At 40.4% G+C, this 15,931-nt stretch carries 13 protein-coding genes; 10 read left to right on the top strand and 3 right to left on the bottom strand.

What is annotated here, in order from left to right:
• Positions 1–27: 27 nt before the first annotated feature.
• The 3 genes from IHV11_RS18145 to fni are packed head-to-tail and all read left to right on the top strand — an operon-like array spanning position 28 to position 2,680.
• The gene (locus IHV11_RS18145) at positions 28–1,131 is read left to right on the top strand and encodes a glycosyltransferase (protein WP_197195793.1); all 1,104 of its coding nucleotides are present in this window, start codon (positions 28–30) and stop codon (positions 1,129–1,131) included.
• On the top strand, positions 1,132–1,677 hold the full coding sequence (locus IHV11_RS18140) for a glycosyl-4,4'-diaponeurosporenoate acyltransferase (RefSeq protein WP_197195792.1): 546 nt from the start codon (positions 1,132–1,134) through the stop codon (positions 1,675–1,677).
• Positions 1,637–2,680 (top strand): type 2 isopentenyl-diphosphate Delta-isomerase, encoded by a 1,044-nt coding sequence (fni, locus tag IHV11_RS18135; RefSeq protein ID WP_370568714.1) that lies wholly within the window; start codon positions 1,637–1,639, stop codon positions 2,678–2,680. The genes IHV11_RS18140 and fni overlap by 41 nt, the downstream gene beginning before the upstream one ends.
• Before the next feature lie 40 nt (positions 2,681–2,720).
• Here the strand turns inward: fni and putP are convergent, their stop codons facing one another.
• On the bottom strand, positions 2,721–4,196 hold the full coding sequence (putP, locus tag IHV11_RS18130) for a sodium/proline symporter PutP (RefSeq protein ID WP_197195790.1): 1,476 nt from the start codon (positions 4,194–4,196) through the stop codon (positions 2,721–2,723).
• Positions 4,197–4,615: 419 nt separating this feature from the next.
• On the opposite strand from putP, the gene IHV11_RS18125 reads away from it, so the two are divergent.
• Together IHV11_RS18125 and IHV11_RS18120 are read left to right on the top strand one after the other, a co-directional pair.
• A complete protein-coding gene (locus tag IHV11_RS18125) occupies positions 4,616–6,523 on the top strand; it encodes an ABC-F family ATP-binding cassette domain-containing protein (protein WP_197195789.1) in 1,908 nt (635 codons plus the stop codon).
• Positions 6,524–6,761: 238 nt separating this feature from the next.
• On the top strand, positions 6,762–7,739 hold the full coding sequence (locus IHV11_RS18120) for a nuclease-related domain-containing protein (protein WP_197195788.1): 978 nt from the start codon (positions 6,762–6,764) through the stop codon (positions 7,737–7,739).
• Between the two features lie 41 nt (positions 7,740–7,780).
• On the opposite strand, the gene IHV11_RS18115 is transcribed toward IHV11_RS18120, so the two are convergent.
• Together IHV11_RS18115 and IHV11_RS18110 are read right to left on the bottom strand one after the other, a co-directional pair.
• The gene (locus IHV11_RS18115; RefSeq protein WP_197195787.1) at positions 7,781–9,337 is read right to left on the bottom strand and encodes an ABC-F family ATP-binding cassette domain-containing protein; all 1,557 of its coding nucleotides are present in this window, start codon (positions 9,335–9,337) and stop codon (positions 7,781–7,783) included.
• A gap of 140 nt (positions 9,338–9,477) precedes the next feature.
• Positions 9,478–9,639, bottom strand: a complete 162-nt coding sequence (locus tag IHV11_RS18110; protein ID WP_197195786.1) for a hypothetical protein — start codon at positions 9,637–9,639, stop codon at positions 9,478–9,480.
• Between the two features lie 376 nt (positions 9,640–10,015).
• Here IHV11_RS18110 and IHV11_RS18105 point away from each other — a divergent pair, with 376 nt between their 5' ends.
• The 5 genes from IHV11_RS18105 (at position 10,016) to qoxD (ending at position 15,766) form a co-directional block, all read left to right on the top strand.
• Positions 10,016–11,368, top strand: a complete 1,353-nt coding sequence (locus tag IHV11_RS18105) for an L-cystine transporter (RefSeq protein WP_186320657.1) — start codon at positions 10,016–10,018, stop codon at positions 11,366–11,368.
• 408 nt (positions 11,369–11,776) lie between these two features.
• Complete coding sequence (gene qoxA / locus IHV11_RS18100; protein WP_370568713.1) at positions 11,777–12,757, top strand: cytochrome aa3 quinol oxidase subunit II; 981 nt, start codon at positions 11,777–11,779, stop codon at positions 12,755–12,757.
• Between the two features lie 18 nt (positions 12,758–12,775).
• Positions 12,776–14,716, top strand: coding sequence for a cytochrome aa3 quinol oxidase subunit I (qoxB, locus tag IHV11_RS18095; protein WP_197132592.1), 1,941 nt, complete (start codon positions 12,776–12,778; stop codon positions 14,714–14,716).
• 14 nt (positions 14,717–14,730) lie between these two features.
• On the top strand, positions 14,731–15,351 hold the full coding sequence (qoxC, locus tag IHV11_RS18090; protein WP_144704062.1) for a cytochrome aa3 quinol oxidase subunit III: 621 nt from the start codon (positions 14,731–14,733) through the stop codon (positions 15,349–15,351).
• Positions 15,344–15,766, top strand: coding sequence for a cytochrome aa3 quinol oxidase subunit IV (gene qoxD, locus IHV11_RS18085; protein WP_197195785.1), 423 nt, complete (start codon positions 15,344–15,346; stop codon positions 15,764–15,766). The genes qoxC and qoxD overlap by 8 nt, the downstream gene beginning before the upstream one ends.
• The last annotated feature ends 165 nt before the right edge of the window (positions 15,767–15,931 follow it).

The raw sequence follows: 15,931 nt of genomic DNA, 5'->3' as shown, positions 1-15,931 counted from the left end.
ACTTATTTTCTAAAGGAGACAGTCGACATGCTTTCTACCATTTTGTATCTATCTATCATGTGGCTTTGTGGATGGTTCATGCTATGGAATATACGTACTCTAAGTGATAAAACTCCTCATGAACCACACTCTGTTTCAGTTATTATTCCCGCAAGGAATGAGGAAGCAAACTTAAAAAATTTATTGCCGACGTTGAGTAACCAAAGTATGAAACTTCATGAAGTAATTGTTGTTAACGATGATTCTGATGATCGAACAGAAGAAGTCGCTCGGGAATTCGGTGTTACTGTTGTGAAACCAGAGCGGCTTCCGATCGGTTGGCTTGGAAAACCATGGGCATGCTGGAATGGAGCAAAACATGCAACAGGTTCTCTATTGTTATTTTTAGATGCAGATTTAGAAATTGAGAGAGACGGAATTGAACGCTTATGTGGTGAATGGGAAAGAAACAGGGGATTGATCAGTGTCCAGCCTTTTCATCAGATGAAGAGTGCACGAGAAAAATTATCTTCTCTATTTAACATTATCGTAATGGCGGCCATGCAATGTTTTACACTATTTCGTAAAAAACCTGCTGGTGCGTTTGGTCCGTGCTTAATGATCGATAGAAAAACCTACACAGAGATCGGTGGCCATGAAGGGATTAAGCACCAAGTTCTTGAACATATGGAAATGGGAAGAGTGGCTATGAATCAAGATGTAAACGTTATTTGTTTCTCAGGATACAAGGCGGTTTATTTCAGAATGTATTCAGAAGGTCTAACAGCATTATTTTTCGGATGGTGTAAAAGTTTTGCACTTGGTTCAGCCAAAACGCCTCTCCTGCCCTTAGTGCTGACAGTAGCATGGATAACAGGCGGAATAAGTCTAGCCATTCAGCTTCCTTTCTTGTTGGTTCAAGAAATCAACGAAGTTTTGATGTGGGGAATCTTCTATCTGCTTTTTGCGATTCAGATTAAGACCTTAATGAAGAAAATAGGAACGAATTCAATACTTTCAGCTCTATCACACCCGTTTCACTTCTTGTTTTTTTCTTTAGTGTACATCTGGTCTTTTATTTTGAGTATGATCAAAAAAGAAGTAAAGTGGAAAGGTAGAGAAATCTCGGTTTCTGAAAAAGGAGATGCGTAAATGCTGATTGAACTTTCTCCGTTTTGGACGGTAACGATCAATATTCTTGCCTGGCTCATCTTTCATTTACTTGTAGCTTATATCATTCATCGAATTCCTTTTTCTTCCTTCACGAAAGAGAGTAGATGGGATACGGCTTTTGGCTGGGAAAACAGTGGAGGATGGTATGAAAAAATAGGAATACGCAAATGGAAAACGATACTGCCTGATGGTGGAGATTTTTATCGGGGAGGTTTCGCGAAGAAAACACTGGAGGGGGATTCCCTAGAGTATCTAGCCCGTTTTTTAGCAGAAACACGTCGTGCAGAACTTACGCATTGGCTTTCCATGCCACCAGCTTTGCTGTTTTTCTTATGGAACCCTGTTTGGATCGGCAACATCATGATTCTGTATGCCGTTCTGTTCAATCTTCCTTTTATATTTATCCAGAGATATAACAGGTTTAGGCTGATTCGAATCCTGAACCTTAAGAACAAGACGCTTGAACGAAAGAGGAGGAAAGTTGTTGGATATTTCGAAGGACCTTACGGAAAAGCGGAAAACTGAACATATTAGAATTAGTTTGAATGAAGATGTGGAAGGTAAGAACATCACGACAGGACTTGAAAGCTATCGGTTCGTACCTAACGCGCTGCCTGAATTATCATTTGATGAAATTATGCTTTCAACTACATTTTTAAATAAAACGATGCGGACGCCTTTTTTGATTTCTTCCATGACTGGTGGAACAGATACCGCCTATCAAATCAATCAACATTTAGCAATGGCTGCCGAAGAAAAGGGATGGGCGATCGGCCTCGGATCAATGAGAGCTGCGGTAGAGAACGAGGATCTTGCTTATACGTTTCAAATTCGGAAGTATGCTCCTAATATTCCGATTATCGCGAACATCGGAGCGGTTCAGCTGAATTATGACTTTGGGGCAGTTCAATGTAAAAAAGCGGTAGAGATGGCTGAAGCAGATATGCTTGTACTGCACTTAAACACGTTACAGGAAGTGTTTCAGCCAGAAGGAGATACGAATTTCTCGAAATTGCTTTCTAAGATTGAAGAAATCGCAAATTCTCTTCATGTGCCGGTCGGTGTAAAAGAAGTTGGAATGGGAATCGACGATAAAACGGCAGATCGCCTTACATCCGCTGGTATTCAGTTCATTGATGTAGCTGGAGCAGGTGGAACGTCATGGATACAAGTAGAAAGTTATCGTTCAAACGACAGCATTCGAAAAGAAGCTGCTGAAGCTTTTCTAGATTGGGGACTGCCGACTGCTGAAAGTATTCTTGCTGTGAGAAAGAACAATTTTGATATTCCCTTGATCGCAAGTGGAGGACTAAAAAACGGTGTTGATGCTGCAAAAACGATTGCTCTAGGTGCTAATCTTGCTGGTTTTGGAAGGCTGCTACTGCCATCAGCTGTAGAAAATGATGTTGAAGCGTTGCTCATACAGATGGAACGAATCGAATTTGAGATGCGTGCGGCTATGTTTGGTATAGGTGCTGGTCATATAGAAGAACTTGCACATTCAGATCGACTCATAAAGAAAATTTAAAAAAGCGCTCCTGAGTAGTCAGGAACGCTTTTGTTTGTATTTATTTTAATTCATCAAGTGTTTCTTCCATGTCATCAAATTGGTTTTGAACCTTTTTAGATGGATTTTTCGTTAATAAGCTTACAATAATAATGGCGATTAAGCTTAAGAAGAATCCAGGAATCATTTCATACACTTGTTCTTTTAGATCAGGGAACTGAACCCAAGTAAGAACTGTTACAGCACCAACGATGATACCTGCTAGAGCTCCCCATTTAGTCATCTTCTTCCAGAACAGGCTTAATAGGACGAGTGGTCCAAATGCTGAACCAAATCCTGCCCATGCATAGCCTACAAGGCTAAGAATAGTATCACTAGGGTTCAAGGACAACAATACTGCAATTACAGCTACAATTAGTACCGCAATACGTCCGATCATAACAAGTTCTTTCTGAGTAGCATTCTTCTTTAAGAATTGCTTATAAAAGTCTTCGGTCACAGAAGACGAAGTTACTAACAGCTGAGATGAGATGGTACTCATGATTGCAGCTAGTATGGCAGCTAATAAGAAACCAGTAATCAGCGGATGGAATAACAGATTCGCAAATTCGATAAATACTGTTTCAGGATCAGCAAGTTCTCTTCCTTCTCTAGCAAACCAAGCTACACCAATCAATCCTGTAAGAGAAGCACCGATAAGAGAGATGATCATCCAGCTCATACCGATTCTTCTTGCTGTTTTAATGTCTTTAACAGATGTGATAGCCATAAAACGAACGATAATATGTGGTTGACCGAAGTAACCTAATCCCCAAGCTAGTAAAGAGATTAATCCAAGAGTGGTCAATCCTTTTGATACTTGAAGAAGGGATGGATCAACACCGCGAATTGTGTCAATTACTGTTTGTGAGTCACCAATGTCTGTAAATGCAACGATTGGCACTAAGATTAATGCGATGAACATGATACAGCCTTGAACGAAATCCGTCCAACTTACTGCAAGGAATCCACCAAATAGTGTATAAGCTACAACTACCCCAACCGTAATCAACATACCAGTTAGATAAGTTGTACCGAATGCACTTTCAAACAGCTTACCACCAGAAACAAGTCCAGCAGATGCATAAAGTGTGAAGAAGATAATGATAACGAGCCCTGAAACGATACGTAGAATTTTCTGTGTATCATTAAAGCGATTCTCAAGATAATCAGGAATTGTAATGGAATCATCCGCAACTTCTGTATACGTACGAAGGCGAGGTGCTACTAGAAGATAGTTTAAATATGCACCAATCGTGAGTCCAACAGCGATCCAAATACTGCTTATTCCGTCAGTGAACATCGCACCCGGAATACCCATCATCATCCAACCACTCATATCAGATGCGCCAGCTGAAAGTGCAGTAACAGCAGGACCTAGTCCTCGTCCACCTAACATGTAGTCATTTAAATCAGATGTTTTTTTGTAAGCCCAGTACCCGATATAAAGCATACCGGCCATGTAAATAACTAAAGAAATAATAACTCCTGTTTGCATGTAAAAATTTCTCTCCTTTTCTTTTTTCATGAAATGGGTCATGTTAGTTTGCTCAACGGATGACTTGTTTATGAAAAAGTTGGCAGGTTGTTTCTTAGAGCTTTTTATTTGCAAAAAGAGCTTGCGGGGAATAGCAGAAAAAAACTTGAAGTCAAAAGCGCGGTCGAAAAACGCATTTAAAAAACTTGCTGGATTAAATGAACCCAGCATCAACTACAAGAAAAAAGCAAAGCCGATGTGTGAATTGAAAATAGGTGGCATCCGTTTTGAGCAAAAAACGTGCCCACTTCTTTTCAGAACATGTTTATCACTATAACAAAAATTCCGAAAAGAATGCAAATCATAACCGAGAGATGCTATTCTGACACGGTTAAGATACAATAGAAAACAAAGACATTAGCCTAAGGAATGATATGGTTTTGAGTATTTTATTAGTTGAAAATTTATATAAAACATATGGTGAAAAAACGCTGTTTGACAATATCACTTTTTCAATCAGCGACAAGCAACGAATTGGCCTCATCGGCCCGAACGGAACCGGTAAGTCTTCATTATTGAAAGCAATAGCAGGATTCGAACCAGCTGAGCGAGGCACGCTGTCACATGCGAATTCATTTCAGATCGAATATGTGGCCCAAGAGCCAGAACTTGATGAAGAATTAACCGTTTTAGACCAGATTTATTATGGAGATTCTCTCATCATGAAGACGATGCGTGAATATGAGAAAGCCTTACTCGATCTGGAATCGGATCCGTCCAACGAAAAGAAGTTAAAGCGTTTAATGAGCAGTCAGCAAAAGATGGATGAAAATGAGGCATGGGAAGCAAACACCATCGCGAAAACAGTGCTTACTAAGCTTGGTCTTCGTGATTTTTCTCGTCAATTGAAGCATTTAAGCGGTGGACAAAAGAAGCGAGTAGCGATTGCAAAAGCACTCATTCAACCTGCTGATTTGCTCATTTTGGACGAGCCAACAAATCATCTTGATAATGAAACAGTTGAATGGCTAGAAACGTTCTTAGGAAACTATAAAGGCGCCTTACTGATGGTTACCCATGACCGGTATTTTTTAAACCGCGTAACTAACAATATCTTCGAGCTCGATAATGGGAAGCTATATGTATATGAGGGAAATTACGAAACATACTTGGAGAAAAAGGCTGAACGAGAAGAAATCGCTCTGCAGAACGAAGATAAGCGGCAAAATACTTTACGCCGCGAGTTAGCCTGGTTACGACGTGGTGCAAAAGCACGAACGACGAAACAAAAAGCTAGAATTCAACGTGTAGAGAGTTTGCAGGAAGAAACTGGTCCAGCAGTTAAGGTCTCTGTTGAGTTTGCGATCGGGTCTCAACGACTTGGTAAAAAAGTGATTGAAGTTGAAGGGTTGAGTAAAAGTTTAGATGGAAAAGAGCTAGTTAAAAACCTCGACTATCTGATCGTTCCGGGTGAACGACTTGGAATCATCGGGCCAAACGGAAGCGGGAAAACTACTTTGTTAAATATGTTAGCAGGTAGAATGACTCCTGATTTTGGTTCTGTTGAAGTAGGGGAAACGGTTAAGATTGGCTACTACACACAAGATCACGAAGAGCTCGACGGAAACTTGCGGGTTGTCGATTATATCAAAGAAACGGCACAGGTCATCACGACAGTAGATGGCCAGTCGATTACAGCTGAACAGATGCTCGAACGTTTCCTGTTTCCACGCTATATGCAATATACGTATATTCGGAAGTTATCAGGTGGAGAGAAACGCCGCTTATACATGCTCAAAGTGTTAATGGAAGAGCCGAACGTTCTGTTTTTGGATGAGCCCACAAACGATCTCGACATTCAAACGTTAGGGATTCTAGAAGAGTATTTAGAAAATTTTCCTGGTGTAGTGTTGACGGTTTCCCATGACCGCTACTTTTTAGACCGGGTTGTCGATCATCTTCTCGCATTCGAAGGGAACGCAGAGGTTGTAAGGTTTCAAGGCAGCTATACGGACTACATGGATGAGAAAAAAGAGCGTGATGAAATGGCTGCTGCGGTGAAGAAAGAAGCCTCTGAAAAACCGACGGAAACAGTTGGACAGCATCGTAAAGAAAAGAAGAAAAAGCTGTCGTACAAAGATCAACAAGATTGGGATACGATTGAAGAACGAATCATGAACTTAGAAGAGAAAAAAGGGCATTATGAAGCAGAAATTGTTGCTGCAGGAAGCGATTTTGGCAAGATCAGCGAGCTTATGGCTGAGCAGAAAAAAGTGGAGAGCGAGCTTGAAGCCGCAATGGAGCGATGGGAAGAGCTTTCTCTGTTAGTGGAAGAGTTGGATAGTTGATTAGGTGGGCACCTCTTGCTGTTAGCAGGAGGTGTTTTTTTACGCTGTAAAAGCGGAGAATTGGGGTGAAGACTTATAAAAATTTTTGAAGACTTATAAAATCCTTTGAGGACTTATAAATTTTTTTGAAGACTTATAAATCTTTATGAGGACTTATAAAAAAATTCTCCTTTTCATGAGAGGAAAATTAGTGGCAATCGTTGAATTTTTATAAGGAAATTAAGTGTGAGGTGATGATTTGATAGTAAAAGAAAGAACAAAACCATTAATACTTTTCAAACTAGATTCATTATTAGAAAGAATGCCTCTTAATCTCCCCAAAAAACCAGATATTCTAAGTGATAGGGCGAAATTTAATGCTGGGTTTAATGGAGAGAAGTCTCTTGATTATCATTTAACTGATTTACCTCAAGAAAACTACTATATCTTCCACGATTTAAGGCTCCCCAGAGATAAAACGCAAAAACTATACTTCCAGCTTGATTCTCTCATCATAACTCCACACTATTGTTTAATAATTGAAGTGAAGAACTTAATAGGAAACCTGTATTTTGACCATCAATTCAACCAAGTAATTCGCACCAGAAACGGAATTGAAGAAGCTTTTCCTGATCCGATTATACAAGTTGAATTTCAAGCTTCATGTTTTAAGGAGTGGCTTTCCTCTCATAAGTTTGCTGATATCCCTATCTTTTATTTGGTTGTAATAACAAACATTCACTCAGTTATAAAAATTTCTCCTTCATATAAGAAAATTCATAATAAAATTGTTAGAGGCAAAGACTTGATTCGGACGGTTCAGGGTTTAACGGAAAATAATACACAACATTATTTATCTCAAAAAGATATAAAAAAATTGAGTAAACTTTTGATAAAGAATCATAAACAGATAAATATAGATGTTTTAAAACAATATGAGATAAAAAAAGAGGACATAGCTACAGGAGTTGTTTGCCCTAATTGTGATAACTTACCTATGAAAAGAGAAATGAGACACTGGCTTTGTTTAGCATGTTCCAACAAGAATGCTGATGCGCATATAAAAGCAATTTATGATTACGCACTCTTGATAAATCCTCAAGTTAAAAATGAAGAATTACGAAACTTCTTGCATCTTAATTCCTCTACTAGCATGTATAAAATTCTCCGTGCAATGGATTTAAAACCAAATGGCTCAAGAAAAGCAGCAACCTATACCATCCCTCTGCCCAAATAATCTACATAATAAAAACCCCCACCAATGTGAGGGTCTCAGAATTAAAACACTTTCGTCGTCCAGCTTTCACAGTTCCAGACGTCATTTGCTACTTCTTTATAAAATTCAGGTTCATGGGAGATTAACAGCACACTGCCTTTGAAAGCTCTCAGTGCACGCATCAATTCATCTTTCGCCTCTACGTCTAGATGATTTGTCGGCTCATCGAGAACGAGAACATTGTTTTCGTGGTTGATTAGCTTACATAGACGAACCTTCGCCTTTTCTCCACCACTTAGTACTTCAACTTTACTCTCGATGTGTTTAGTCGTTAGACCACACTTCGCGAGAGCAGCACGAACCTCATGATGTGAGAAACCAGGAAATTCACTCCAGATTTCATCGATACATGTATTATAGTTCGCTGACTTCACTTCTTGCTCGAAATAACCGATCTCTAGGTTTTCACCGCGCTCAACGGAACCCGCAACAGGCGTGATCTCACCAAGGATGCTTTTTAGCAATGTCGTTTTACCGATACCGTTAGCACCGACTAGAGCAATTTTTTGGCCGCGTTCCATACGCAGGTTCAGCGGTTTAGAAAGTGGCTCGTCATAACCGATAACAAGATCTTTCGTTTCAAAGATCAGTTTGCTTGGCGTGCGAGCTTCTTTAAAGTTGAACTCTGGCTTTGGCTTTTCTTTGGCTAGTTCAATAACATCCATTTTATCGAGTTTCTTCTGTCGAGACATTGCCATGTTTCGAGTGGAAACACGTGCTTTATTACGTGCAACAAAATCCTTCAATCCGGCAATCTCTTGCTGTTGACGCTTAAATGCTGCTTCCAACTGGGATTTTTTCATCTCATGAACGGATTTGAAGTGATCGTAATCTCCTACATAACGGTTTAATTCCTGATTTTCCATGTGATAGATCAAGTTGATAACGCTGTTTAAAAAAGGAATATCATGCGAGATTAAGATGAACGCATTTTCGTACTCCTGCAAATAACGCTTCAGCCACTCGATGTGCTGTTCATCCAGATAGTTTGTTGGCTCATCTAGCAATAGAATCTCTGGCTTTTCTAATAAAAGCTTTGCAAGCAAAACTTTCGTACGCTGTCCACCACTTAAATCATGTACGTCACGGTCTAGACCGATATCATCAAGTCCAAGTCCGCGCGCGATTTCTTCAACTTTAGCATCGATCACGTAAAAGTCGTTGTTTGTTAATGTATCTTGAATGACACCAACATCTTCAAGCATCTTTTCAAGCTCTTCAGGTGTTGCTTCACCCATTTTTTCGTACATGCTGTTCATTTCGTTTTCCATGTCGAGCAAGTATTGGAATGCACTTTTCAAGACATCGCGGATAGACATGCCTTTTTGAAGGACCGTGTGCTGATCAAGATAGCCTACACGTACCTTTTTTGCCCATTCTACTTTACCTTCATCAGGCTTTAGTTTGCCTGTAATAATATTCATAAATGTTGATTTACCTTCACCGTTTGCACCGATCAAACCGATGTGCTCACCTTTAAGCAGGCGGAAGGAAACATCATTAAATATGGCACGATCGCCGAAACCGTGGCTTAAGCCTTGCACCGTTAAAATACTCATCTATATAACACCTTTTCTGTCAGTAATTTGTACCCTCTTGATTATAGTATTGAATGGGGAAGGAACTCAATAGGTGCATACGTAATCTTAAAAAAGAAAAAGCACCCATGGAAGATTTTCCAAGTGTGCCATGATGCGATCTATTCTTGTTCACCAGTTCGGTTCTTGAATGCTTCTTTTGTTGCAAGGTTCACTGAATCCGTTTCATCAGACTTCTCAACCAGGCGATTTTGAAGGGTGTTATCAGGAAACTTTCCTGGATGACCTTGTTTTTTATGTTCGAACGATTTTCCGCGTGCCATATATTTCACTCCTCATCTCTTTAGAGAATATTTTGCCCATGAAGAGGTGTGATTATGAATGGAATAAAATACGTGAAAATATTATATCTAGTACCAAGTATTAAGAATTTGTTACAAAAACAAGCATATCTTAGTTTTAAGTTGAATATATCTGAATCACAACTAAATATTTCACCTGTGACTAAAGCATAAACACACTAATGACTCGCTACTTTTTCTTAAAGCTTGTCATTTTTTGTTTGAGGAGGTGGCTGCTAAAAATATCCTGCTCGTAATCCCTACTTGACAGATGGGTTTAATTGTATTAATTTAATTTAGTTAACTAAAGGGGGGCTTGTAGGTGACTACTGGTTTAGTTTTATTGAATATTGCAATTATGCTTATACTATTGGGTGTTTTGTATTACATGCAAAAAAAGCACGTTTCTTTCTCTAAGCGTGTTTTTACGGGGCTCGGTCTAGGAATTTTGTTCGGACTCGGACTTCAGTACGGATATGGAGCAGACTCTGAGGTTGCTGCTAAATCGACTGACTGGTTCAATCTAGTCGGTGGCGGTTATGTAACGTTCTTAAAAATGATCGTTGTACCACTTGTATTTATTTCAATCCTTTCAGCGTTTACGCGTCTGAACTTAAAAGGAAACATCGGAAAACTTAGTGGATTGATCATAGGAATCTTGATAGGTACGACTGCAATTGCCGCAGTTGTCGGAATTGCAACTTCAACGGTTTTTGATCTTGAAGCTGTGCAGATCGAGCAAGGAGATGCAGAAACGGCTCGTGGTGAGCAGATGGAAGGTACGTTTGCAGAGGTAAAAGATCTGACGCTTCCACAACAGGTTCTTTCATTATTACCTGCTAACCCATTCTTAGATTTCACAGGAGCTCGTCCGACTTCGACAATCGCTGTAGTTATCTTTGCTGCATTCCTGGGCGTTGCTTATCTTGGAGTCAAACGTAAGCAAGAGGAGCATGCAGAGCTTTTTGCTAAGATTGTTGATGCGTTTTATGCGGTTATCATGAGAGTAGTAACGTTGATTCTGCGTCTAACTCCGTATGGGGTCCTCGCGCTCATGACAAAAACAGTTGCACTGAGTGATATGGATGCAATCGCAAAACTAGGTAAGTTCGTTATTGCTTCATATGTAGCTTTGTTGATCATGTTCGGCATTCACTTATTGCTTTTAACATTTGCAGGATTAAACCCGATTACTTATATGAAAAAATCTTTCCCGGTACTATCCTTTGCTTTCACTTCTCGTACGAGTGCAGGAGCACTTCCGTTAAATATTCGTACGCAAAAGAGCATGGGTGTGCCTGACGGAATCGCAAACTTCTCAGGTTCATTCGGTCTTTCGATCGGACAAAACGGATGTGCTGGAATTTATCCAGCGATGCTAGCCGTTATGATCGCTCCGACAGTTGGAATCGATCCGTTGTCTCCATCGTTCTTGTTGACGCTTGTAGTAGTCGTAGCACTAAGTTCGTTCGGTGTAGCAGGTGTTGGTGGTGGAGCAACGTTCGCGGCCATACTTGTACTTTCCGCAATGGATCTTCCTATCGCTTTAGCAGGTCTATTGATCTCAGTTGAGCCATTAATCGACATGGGTCGTACCGCTGTTAACGTAAGTGGTTCGATGACATCAGGATTATTAACAAGTAAGGTGCAAAATCAGCTTGATACAAATGTTTACAATGACACCGAAAATCAAGTTGAAGTAAGTGCATAAGATATAAAAAATGAGCGATCTTGTCTATATCGGCAAGGTCGTTTTTTATTTGAAAAATTTACATAGGCAGGTGTATGTTGGCTGGGTTTAGGGTAAAAAGTAAAAACTGAACTTTTAAAAAGCTCATGAGTCTTTACCAATGAAAGAAGTCTCTTCCAAAATCGTGAACATTCTATGTCAAAACTGTGATAAAGTTGTGAGCTTTATTTGAAGTAATCGTGACATTTGTTGTGGATAGAGTCACTTTTATTAGGATTCTGGTACTATGAAAGCAAAGGTTTTTGTCATTTAAATTTTTGCCTATGTTTTACATTGTGATTTAATTCACAATGCTCTATAATCACTCTTGGTTCGTTTTTTATTAGGCAAAAGTAAATGCTTGTAAATAGAGAAAGGAAGGTGGACCTGGTGATGCGACGGTTGAAGCCGTTTTTTACATTCGGGTTATTGATGGCCGTATTTATGCTTAGCGGCTGCAGCGATATGATTGTTTTAGATCCAAAAGGACCTGTAGGAGCAGAACAGAGGGATCTGATCATGTATTCCATCTGGTTTATGTTATTTATCCTAATAGTTGTTTACGCACTTACTGCTTTTATTGTTTATAAATATCGTGATCGCAAAAACCATAAAGGCTATGATCCAGATAATGAAGGAAGTCATCTTCTTGAAACGATTTGGTGGATCATTCCTATCATCATCGTTATTGCATTAGCGATTCCAACGGTAAAGAGTATCTATTCTCTTGAAGGACCTCCCGAAGAATCGAAAGATCAAAAGCCGTTGGTGATTCATGCAACATCTGTAAACTGGAAATGGGTATTCTCTTATCCAGAGCAAGATATTGAAACAGTTAACTATCTTCATATTCCTGAAGATCGACCTGTTTTGTTCAAGCTGACTTCTGCCGATTCAATGGCATCATTCTGGGTACCTCAATTAGGTGGTCAGAAATATGCGATGGCTGGCATGGAGACAGAGCTTTATCTGCAAGCTGATGAGCAAGGGACGTATGAAGGACGTAACTCCAACTTTACAGGAGAAGGATTCACTAATCATACGTTTGATGTGATGGCTATGTCTGATGCAGAGTTTGAAAAATGGGCGAGTGAAACGAAGGCTGATGCTCCTGAACTTTCGAAGGGGCAGTATGACAAGCTGATGCTTCCTGGTCACGTGAAAGAAATGACTTTCTCTTCTACTCACTTAGATTGGGTAGACCATGCTACAAATGCTGAATACGCGCTAGATGCTCGCGAACGTTTAGGTTATGAAGAGAAGATTCCTCACTCAAGAGCAGCGAAGGAAGAAAAGAAAAAGCGTGAAGAAGAGATGAAGAAGCTAGAAGAATCAGAATCAGAGTCTCATGGGGATTCTCATGCCCATTAACAGAGGAGGCATTTCAATATGAAATGGGATGAATTTTTCGTAACAGGCGACCCGATGATATATGGTGCTGACGTATCCATCGTATTAACGATGGTGGGTATCCTGTTCTATCTTACTAAATATAAAAAGTGGAAATGGTTGTGGGACGAATGGCTTACAACAGTTGACCATAAAAAACTTGGTATCATGTATATCGTTTCCGCTGTATTAATGCTGTTCCGCGGTGGGGTAGATGCCCTCTTAATGCGTACACAGCTTGCAGTTCCAGAGGCTAAGTTCCTCGACTCACAGCACTATAACGAAATCTTTACAACACACGGTACGATCATGATCATCTTCATGGCGATGCCGTTCTTGATTGGTTTGATTAACGTCGTTGTTCCATTGCAAATTGGAGCACGTGACGTAGCTTATCCTTATTTAAACGCAGTTAGTTTCTGGACGTTCTTTATCGGTGCGATGTTGTTCAACATCTCATTCGTTATTGGTGGATCTCCATCAGCAGGTTGGACCAGTTACATGCCGCTTGCCAGTAACGAGCTCAGTCCAGGACCTGGACAGAACTACTATCTGCTCGGTCTGCAGATCGCAGGTATTGGTACGCTCTTAACGGGGATTAACTTCTTAGTTACGATCCTTAAGATGCGTGCACCGGGAATGACATTGTTCCGTATGCCGATGTTCACTTGGTCATCACTTGTAACAATGGTAATTATTATTTTCGCTTTCCCAATCCTTACTGTAGCACTAGCACTTATGACATTTGACCGTTTATTCGGCAGCCATTTCTTCACTCTGCAAGGAGCGGGAATGGATATGCTTTGGGCGAACCTTTTCTGGCTATGGGGCCACCCAGAGGTATATATCGTAATTCTACCGGCGTTTGGTATGTTCTCAGAGATCATCTCTACGTTCTCTAGAAAAACGCTATTTGGTTACAAAGCCATGATCTGGTCTATGCTTTTAATCGCAGGATACAGTTTCTTGGTTTGGGTCCATCACTTCTTTACGATGGGTTCAGGAGCACTTGTTAACTCTGTATTCTCCATCACAACGATGGCGATCGGTATACCGACCGGGGTTAAGATCTTTAACTGGTTGTTTACGATGTACAGAGGTAAGATTCAATTTACTACGCCGATGCTTTGGTCACTCGGATTTATCGTGAACTTCGTAATCGGTGGGGTTACAGGTGTCATGCTAGCCATGGCAGCAGCTGACTATCAGTACCACAACACATACTTCCTAGTATCTCACTTCCACTATGTGTTGATCGCAGGTACAGTATTTGCTTGTTTCGCTGGTTTAATCTACTGGTATCCGAAGATGTTTGGTTACAAGCTGAACGAACGTATCGGTAAATGGGTATTCTGGGTATTTACAATCGGATTTAACGTATGTTTCTTCCCGCAATACTTCCTTGGTCTAGACGGTATGCCTCGTCGTGTTTACACGTACAGCGAAGAGTCTGGCTGGGGTCCATTGAACATGGTATCTACGATCGGTGGATTCATGATGGGGATCGCGTTCTTAATCCTTGTTTACAATATGTACTACAGCTTCCGTTACGCGAAGCGTGAAACAACTGGAGATGCTTGGGATGGCCGTACTTTAGAATGGTCTACTCCAACAGCAATGCCTCCATTCTATAACTTTGCTAAAATTCCTGAAGTAACAGGTCTTGATCACTTCTGGAGACAGAAGCAAGCTGGAAAAGTTGAGAAGTTAAAAGCTGAAGATATTAAACCGATTCATATGCCAAGTAACTCTGGTGTTCCATTCATCATGGCATCCTTCTTCTTTGTTGCCGGCTTCGGAATGGTATTCGACTGGATGTGGATGGCGATCGCCGGAATGATTGGTGTATTTGCAACATTGATCTATCGTTCGTTTGAGTATAATGATGGTTATTATGTAAGTGTTGAAGAAGTTATCGAAACAGAAAAGATATCTAAATAAGGAGGCGTGAAAAAATGGCACATGCAGAAACACACGACCCCAACACGCCTTTAGAGTATCGTTCGGAGACTGGGCGTTTAAATATTCTCGGTTTCTGGATTTTCCTCGGGGCAGAAATTGCGTTGTTCGCAACATTATTTGCAACTTATATGGTTTTAGAACATCGTATCGCTGATGGTCCATCACCAGGTGAACTTTTTGAAGTGAAGAGTTTGTTAATCCAAACTTTCTTGCTCTTAACAAGTAGTTTCACTTGTGGACTTGCGGTTCATGAGATGCGTCGTCAAAATGTAAAAGGTTTAATCACTTGGATGGCCATCACTTTAGGTCTTGGTCTTGGATTCCTTTACTTTGAGATTGAAGAGTTCTTACACTTCATTCATGAAGGTGCTAACATCGGTACAAGTGCAGCATGGTCAGGATTCTTCGTTCTTGTCGGTACTCACGGTGCCCACGTAACGTTCGGTATCTTCTGGGTAACGATGGTCTTGATTCAAGTAGCGAAGCGCGGTTTAACGCCAGCTACATCTGCAAAAGTTTTCATCACCAGTCTTTACTGGCACTTCTTAGACGTAGTGTGGATCTTTATCTTCACAGCCGTTTATCTGATGGGGATGGTGATGCATAATGGCTAGTAAAACTGCAGCTAATGAACACCACGGTTTTCCGTGGAAACATTTAATCGGTTTTGTGTTATCCATCGTGCTAACATTATTCGCACTATGGATTGCACTTGAAACAGATCTTTCGATGACTTGGATCTTAATTATCATTTTCGGTTTTGCGTTTCTACAAGCTGCTCTTCAGCTCTTGATGTTCATGCACGTAACAGAGAACTCGACGAAGAGTAACCTGACGAGCCGTGTACAGATCGGTAACATCCTCTTTGCAGCATTTGTTGCGATTGTTATCGTAATCGGTTCTGTTTGGGTAATGACAGCAGGTCACGCGAAGCATGATAAACACCAGCACGCACCGAAGACTGAAAACCATGAGAATCATGGTGGAGGTAGTGAGCATGATTCGGGTGAACATGGGAGTCATGAATAATAATTAAACATTTGAAAGCCTCTTGCTAGGGATTATTTCTTTAGCAAGAGGCTTTTTTGAGGTACTTAAGGAAGCAAAGAATGGAGTGGTAGGGGCGCGAGTATGAAATACGAGCGCCATATGAAAAATACGAGCGCCATATGAAAAATACGAGCGCCATATGAA

This window comes from Fictibacillus sp. 26RED30, assembly GCF_015903845.1.
In the GTDB taxonomy this organism is placed as follows: domain Bacteria; phylum Bacillota; class Bacilli; order Bacillales; family Fictibacillaceae; genus Fictibacillus; species Fictibacillus phosphorivorans.
The sequence above is the reverse complement of the archived record's forward strand: the minus strand, read 5'-3'. Positions and strand labels throughout refer to the sequence as shown.